Source organism: Nocardia carnea (assembly GCF_029868325.1).
In the GTDB taxonomy this organism is placed as follows: Bacteria; Actinomycetota; Actinomycetes; order Mycobacteriales; family Mycobacteriaceae; genus Nocardia; species Nocardia carnea_C.
In genome coordinates, this window is record NZ_JARWNW010000184.1 from 1 (window position 1) to 6,201 (window position 6,201).

9 protein-coding genes are annotated in these 6,201 nt (G+C 66.2%); 3 read left to right on the forward strand and 6 right to left on the reverse strand.

Features of this window, described 5'->3' with window-relative positions; translation table 11 throughout:
• The 3 genes from QH196_RS14560 to QH196_RS14570 all read right to left on the reverse strand — a co-directional run.
• Nucleotides 1-1,111: hypothetical protein (locus QH196_RS14560; protein WP_280416320.1), on the reverse strand; the 1,111-nt coding region annotated here is incomplete at its 3' end.
• Between the two features lie 6 nt (nucleotides 1,112-1,117).
• Nucleotides 1,118-1,423, reverse strand: a complete 306-nt coding sequence (locus QH196_RS14565) for a WXG100 family type VII secretion target (RefSeq protein ID WP_280416321.1) — start codon at nucleotides 1,421-1,423, stop codon at nucleotides 1,118-1,120.
• A 23-nt stretch (nucleotides 1,424-1,446) separates the two neighbouring features.
• Complete coding sequence (locus tag QH196_RS14570; RefSeq protein ID WP_280416322.1) at nucleotides 1,447-1,737, reverse strand: WXG100 family type VII secretion target; 291 nt, start codon at nucleotides 1,735-1,737, stop codon at nucleotides 1,447-1,449.
• Nucleotides 1,738-2,022: 285 nt separating this feature from the next.
• On the opposite strand from QH196_RS14570, the gene QH196_RS14575 reads away from it, so the two are divergent.
• Both QH196_RS14575 and QH196_RS14580 read left to right on the forward strand, forming a co-directional pair.
• A complete protein-coding gene (locus QH196_RS14575; protein ID WP_280416323.1) occupies nucleotides 2,023-2,814 on the forward strand; it encodes a phytanoyl-CoA dioxygenase family protein in 792 nt (263 codons plus the stop codon).
• Nucleotides 2,811-3,443, forward strand: a complete 633-nt coding sequence (locus QH196_RS14580) for a GyrI-like domain-containing protein (protein ID WP_280416324.1) — start codon at nucleotides 2,811-2,813, stop codon at nucleotides 3,441-3,443. Before QH196_RS14575 ends, QH196_RS14580 begins: the two co-directional genes overlap by 4 nt.
• 40 nt (nucleotides 3,444-3,483) lie before the next feature.
• Here the strand turns inward: QH196_RS14580 and QH196_RS14585 are convergent, their stop codons facing one another.
• Nucleotides 3,484-4,590 carry an alkene reductase gene (locus QH196_RS14585; RefSeq protein WP_280416325.1) on the reverse strand — a complete coding sequence of 369 codons (1,107 nt, stop codon included), beginning with the start codon at nucleotides 4,588-4,590 and terminating at the stop codon, nucleotides 3,484-3,486.
• A gap of 65 nt (nucleotides 4,591-4,655) precedes the next feature.
• Here QH196_RS14585 and QH196_RS14590 point away from each other — a divergent pair, with 65 nt between their 5' ends.
• The gene (locus QH196_RS14590) at nucleotides 4,656-5,030 is read left to right on the forward strand and encodes a MerR family transcriptional regulator (protein WP_280416328.1); all 375 of its coding nucleotides are present in this window, start codon (nucleotides 4,656-4,658) and stop codon (nucleotides 5,028-5,030) included.
• Nucleotides 5,031-5,096: 66 nt separating this feature from the next.
• Here the strand turns inward: QH196_RS14590 and QH196_RS14595 are convergent, their stop codons facing one another.
• A complete protein-coding gene (locus QH196_RS14595; RefSeq protein ID WP_280416326.1) occupies nucleotides 5,097-5,552 on the reverse strand; it encodes a nuclear transport factor 2 family protein in 456 nt (151 codons plus the stop codon).
• 25 nt (nucleotides 5,553-5,577) lie between these two features.
• On the reverse strand, nucleotides 5,578-6,201 hold the full coding sequence (locus QH196_RS14600) for a pyridoxamine 5'-phosphate oxidase family protein (RefSeq protein ID WP_280416327.1): 624 nt from the start codon (nucleotides 6,199-6,201) through the stop codon (nucleotides 5,578-5,580).

Here is a 6,201-nt window from a genome sequence, read left to right on the forward strand (position 1 = left end):
GGGGAGTGGTAACCCCAAAATCGGTGGCGTGTTTGAATTTGGCCTCAATTTGTTTCGGGTTCGTCTCCAGGGGAATCCCCGGCACAGTCTTTACCCCGGGGCCAAGCGGTTGGCTGCCGCTGGCTTCGACGGCGTCCTCGGCGGTTTCGATGGCGTCGTGGATGCGTTCGAGTCCGGTGCGGGCGGCGGTGATGTTGCGGGTGAGGGCGATGGATTCATGTAGTTCGGCGGCGTCGACGATGGTGCGGAGGTCGCCGACGGTGTTGTCGACAAGGTCGGCCGCTTTGCCGGAGCGGACGGCGGTGACGGCGGTGGTGCCGACACCAAAGGTGATGACGGCGGCGTCGATCTCGAGAGTGCGTGTGACGGTGACTTGTTTGCCGAGTGTGTCGGCGAACACAGACAGGATGGCCCCGAGTTGGGCTCGCATTTTGTCGTGCCCGGCTTTCTGGTGTGCGCATTCGCCGGCCAGTTCGGTGAAGGTGGCGATGAGGTCTTCGGTGGCGGTTTTCATGGTCCGTAGGTCGTCGTCGATGGTGTCGACCTCGGGTGCGGTGACGGCGGCGAACAGTGTGGCGACACGGCCGAGTTCGGTGGGTAGCTCGGTGGTTTCGAAGGCCTCGGCGAGAGCGTTCCAGACGGTGTAGGCGGCGTCGAGTTTGTGGGTGTCGCCGTTGGGGATGGGTATAGCGATCTTGCGGGCGAGGTCGAGTCCGTCGTCGACCAGGCTGGTTCCAGGGCCGCCGACGGAGGTCGGTGGTGGCGGCGGAGGGTTGAATATCAGGGGCGGATCGGCTGGTTTCGCAGGCGGCGGTGTGCCGGACGTCGGATCGTGGTCGGCGAGGGCGTAGATGTGGCCGATCTGGTTGAGTGCGCCGATGTAGCGGTCGGCGAGGGTGATCAGAGCGGTCACGAGCTGGTTGGTGTCCTGGACGTGTTTGTTGTAGTGGTCGCCCCAGGATCTTCCGGGCCCGATACTGCCGGCCATGGCCGCGGTGCTTTCGAGGGCCTTCAGGTGGGATGTGTAGTTGGTGAAGAATTCGTCGACGGCGTGGTTGATGCGGGCGGCGGCGTCGTAGTAAGTAGCCGGGTCGACATTGATGTAATTCATCGGCCGCTATCGGTGGCCGAGAATGCGTTGCACAGTGTCGATGGCGGTGGTGTAGCGGGTGTGGGCATCGAGAGCGGCTTTGCGCATGGCGTCGACGCCGTCGCTGACGTCGGTGGCGCCGGTTGCCCAGTGCCGGTAGGCATCGGCTTGGGCGCGGGCGGCGTCGCCGGTCCAGGTGTGTTGCAGGGCGTCCATGCGCTGCTGGAGGCTGGTGAGACTGTCGTTGAGGAAGCCGACGAAATTGCCTGCGCGGGCGGTGAGGTTGTCGAGTTGGTCGAGGTCGACCTGGAAGGCTTGTGAATCGTCGGGCATGTCGATCCCCCCCGGGGATATGGCTAGAGGTTCAGCGATGGGTAGCTCTGGGAATTGGTGTCGTCCTGTTCGACGAACGATGCGGTGGTGACGCCCAGGAGTTCGGCGATGGTCGACAATGCTTCCAGTACCTCGACAGCGCCACGTTTGGTTTCGTCCCAGCCTGCGCGGTAGGCGGTGGCGGAGTGGCCTTTCCATACCCCGAGTACGGCATCGATATCGGTGTCGAGGGAGTGGAGGGCGTTCACCAGCTGGTCGGCGGTGAGCTGAACGAACTTACCCGCATCCAAGACGTTGTCAGGAATGACCTGCAAGCCCGGATCCGCTGACCCCTCTGACAAAACGTCCCCCGACCTCATCGAACAATCGCTGTACCAACAGTACTGGCACGGCGGGCCCTGTCAACCGAACGGGTTACGACCCACAGATAGCTCAGTTTGCGTGGTTTTCGCGGTCTTGGCGGAGTTCGAAGCGGTCGCGGCGGCGTTGGAGCAGGATGGCGCAACAGGTCGCCGAACTGATAATGCGGCGATCGGGTCAGGTTGTTCTGTCCTTATTGAGGACGGGAACTGACCGGAAGAGCCGCTACCTTGGTGTTCGTGACGGATACCGCAAAAACCGCGCCCGCCCCTCTCTTTTCCGACGACCTCGTCGACCGCTACCGCCGCGACGGCTACGTCCATGTGCGCAATGTCCTCGACCCCGCCGAGCTGACCGAGTTCCTCGCCGACGCTCGGGCCCAGTTGGACCGGGAGCGCACGGTCGCCTGGGACGCCGAGGACGGGAACGTAATGGACTGGGTGGTCGAGCCCGAGCGGATCAGCGAACCTATGCGGCGCTTGGCATTACATCCGGGAATCACCGGGATCGCCGAACGTCTGGCGGGCCGGCCGCTGCGGCTCTACAAATCCGAGCTGCTCCGCAAAGGAACCTCCGGTAGCGCGCCGACGCCGTTGCACACCGATGACCCCGCCTTCCCGCTCGATGCCGCTCCGGTAACCCTTACGGCCTGGGTGGCGCTCGTCGATGTGCCCGTCGAGCGCGGATGTATGACCTTCGTACCCGGCTCGCACCAGTGGCCGGAGGGAACGGTTCCGCAGTTCGAGGACCCGTTCGCGGCCGCTCCCGAAGCCCGCTGGTGGCCGCAGGTCACCGTGCCGATCCGGGCGGGTGACTGCACCTTCCACAGTTCACGGCTCATCCATCGCGCCGGAGCCAATACCACCGATGTCGCCCGGATCTCGCTGGCGACGGTGTACATGGACGCGGCGGCGATCTACCGCCCGATTCCGGGAATGACCTATTACGACCCGGTGCCCGACCGGGAACCGGGTCAACCGCTGGACAGCGACCGCTACCCCCGGGTCGGTTCCGCCGGCGGTGCCCGATGACGGGCAAAACGGACTTCAAGAAGACCCTCGACGCCTACCGGGCGAAACGCGACCGGTTCCGGATCGTGGAGGTACCCGATATGCAGTACCTCATGATCGACGGCCACGGGGATCCGAACACCTCACCCGTGTTCACCGCGGCGGTCGAAGCCCTGTACCCGGTGGCCTACAAACTGAAGTTCGCGAGTAAACGAGACCTCGCGCGGGACTACGTGGTGATGCCGCTGGAGGGCTTGTGGTGGGCCGACGATATGGATTCCTTCACGGCGGCGCGGGATAAATCCCGGTGGAACTGGACGCTGATGATCATGGTCCCGGACTGGACCGACCGGGAGATGTTCGCGGCCGCCGTCGAGCAGGCCGGGGCGAAGAACCGCCCGGCCCGCCTGGACGACGTGCGGCTGGAGATGTTGTCCGAAGGACGTTGTGTGCAGACTTTGCATATCGGTTCCTTCGACGATGAGGCGGCGCTGCTCGCGCGGATGCACGACGAATTCATCCCCGGCAACGGGCTGCGGATGGCCGGCCGGCACCACGAGATCTACCTCAGCGATTTCCGCAAAGTCGCGCCGGAGAAGTTGCGGACCGTACTCCGGCAACCGGTGGCCGACGTCGCGCCGGTTGCGTAGCCGCCGGCTGCCCGGACGTTCTCTCCGGCGGTGCCGGTCGTCAGGCGGCCGCCTCCGGCAATGCCGGGTAGTCGGTGTACCCCTGCGGTCCGCCCACGTACATCAGCCGTGCCTCGCGTATCTCGTTCAGCGGTGCGCCGATACGGAGGCGATGGACCAGATCCGGGTTCGCCAGGAAGGCGCGGCCGAGGGCAATGAGGTCGGCACCGGCGGCGAGCAGGTTTTCGGCCTCGGCAACGATGGCCCCGGGGTCGCGGGAATCGCCCGATTTCGCGGGGTTGGCGATGAGGACACCGGGCCAGATGTCCCGAATCCGGCGCAGCAGCGGATCAGCGGAATCGGTCTGGACTATGTGCAGGTAGGCGAGCCCGCGATCGGCGAGGGCGGTGACGAGCGCCGAGTAGAGGCCGGCGGTGTCGCCGCCCTCGTCGATCCCGTTGGCGGGGTTGGCCGGCGAAATACGCACTCCCACGCGGTCCGCGCCGATCGCGGCCGCGACCGCGTCGACGACCTCCACCGTGAACCGGATGCGGTTCGCGACCGGGCCGCCGTAGGCATCGGTGCGCCGGTTGGTGTTTCCGGCCAGGAATTGGTGCAGTAGGTAGCCGTTCGCGCTGTGTACCTCGACACCGGCGAAACCGGCGGCGACCGCATTGCGCGCGGCGGCCGCGAAATCGGCGACTGTGCGCTGGATATCGTCGGCGGTCAACTCCTGGGGAACCACGGCTTCCCGGCGGCCGGCCGGCGTATGGATCGTTTCGGGGAGCGGAATCGGTGAGGGGGCGACGGGCATCAGCCCACTGTTGTCCGGATGGCCCACCCGGCCACCGTGCTGTAGTTGCAGGAACATTTGACCGCCCGCGCGCTGTACCGCTTCGGTGACCTGCTGCCAGCCCGCGATGTGCTCGTCGCGGTGGATACCGGGAATGTTGGGGTAGGTCTGACCTACGGGGTTCGGCGTCGCGGCCTCGGCGATGATCAATCCGGCCGCAGCACGCTGGGTGTAGTAGGTCGCCATCAGATCGGTCGGTGTGCCGTCGGCCGCGGCCCGGTTGCGAGTGAGGGGTGCCATCACCAATCGATGCGGCAGGTCGAGATCACCGAGACGGGCCGGGGTGAATAGACGGCCGGTTGCTGTTGTTGTCATGTCCGGACGGTAAGACTTCACATCAATGTGAGGTTCAAGTCCGGATGTGGAACTGTGAGGTGAAGATGCGAATCGGCGAGCTCGCGCGGCGGACCGGGGTCAGTGAACGATCACTTCGCTACTACGAGGAGCAGAAGCTGCTGACGGCCGACCGTACACCGGGCGGTCACCGCGACTACCCGGAACCGGCGGTGGACCGGGTGATCCATATCCAGGAGTTGTTCGCGGCCGGGCTGTGCAGTAAGAAGATCGTGCAGATCCTGCCCTGCATGCGCGATACCGACGGCGGCGCCGGCGAGTACGCCACGCCCGAGCTCGTGACCGAGCTGGAAGTAGAGCGCGACCGGATCAACCGGATGATCGCCGACCTCGTCCGATCCCGGGAGGTGCTCGACGAGGTGATCGAGCGGGCCGGCGCGGAGTTCGCCACCGCACAGTGATGACCGCGGCACCCACCGCGCCGTACACCGATCCGGCCGCGGCCACGTCGTAGTGCAGCGGCGCACCTACTCGAGCGGAATGTCGCCCTCGTGCTCGGTGCGCGGACCGTGGATCCTGCGATCGGATTCGGCTATCGCGACATCGTTGATACTTGCCTCCCGCCGCCGCATCAGCCCGTGCTCGTCGAATTCCCACAGTTCGTTGCCGTAGCTGCGCCACCAGCGGCCCGCGGTGTCGTGCCATTCGTACTGGAAGCGGACCGCGATGCGGTTGTCGCCGAAGCTCCACAAACTCTTGCGGAGTGCGTAGTCCAGTTCCCGCTCCCATTTGGCGGTCAGGAATGCGACGATCTCGTCGCGTCCGGTGACGAACTGATCACGGTTGCGCCAGACCGAGTCCGACGTATAGGCGAGGGCCACGCGCTCGGGGTCGCGGGTATTCCACGCGGCCTCGGCGGCTCGGACCTTCTGGAGCGCGGTTTCCGCGGTGAACGGAGGTAACGGTGGTCGGGTGTCGGTCATGACGACCTTTCATGGTGTGGGCCGGTCACGACGGTGCGGCCTGCTGGGCGGCGAGCGCCGTCTCGAGTTGGCGGATTCGTTCTCGTAGCGGTTCGGTAGCGGCCCGCATTTCGTCGACGGTGAATCGCGGGGTGATGAATTTGGGGCAGTTCCAGTCGAAGGCCACCACATCGACCGTCAGGATGCCTTCGAGCCGGCCGGTGGTTTCGAGTCGTTCGAGTACTTCGGGGCCGGGGTCCGGGTCGAACCGGGCGTGGCCGAGCAGCTTGAGTCGCTTGCGGTTCGGATAATCCACCGCGATGATCGCGACCCGGTCGTCGTGGTCGAGGTGGCCTGCGGTGATGTACTGACGGTTGCCGGTGCTTTCCGCCCAGGTCAACTGCGCCGGGCCGGTGACCTTCACGAAACCGGGTATGCCGCCGCGGTGTTGTACATAGGGCCAGCCGTTGCTTCCGGTGGACGCGATGTAGAAGCTGTCGCGCCGCTGCAGGAACTCGGCTTCCCCCCCCCCCCCCCCCGGGGGGGGGGGGGGGGGGGGGCCCGGGGGGGGGGGCGCAACCAACCCCCCGCCCGCGGGGGGGCCCCGGGCCCCCCCGCCGGCCCGTTCGGCGGGCGGCCCCGGGAAGATCGCCGGGCTACCCGGTGCCAC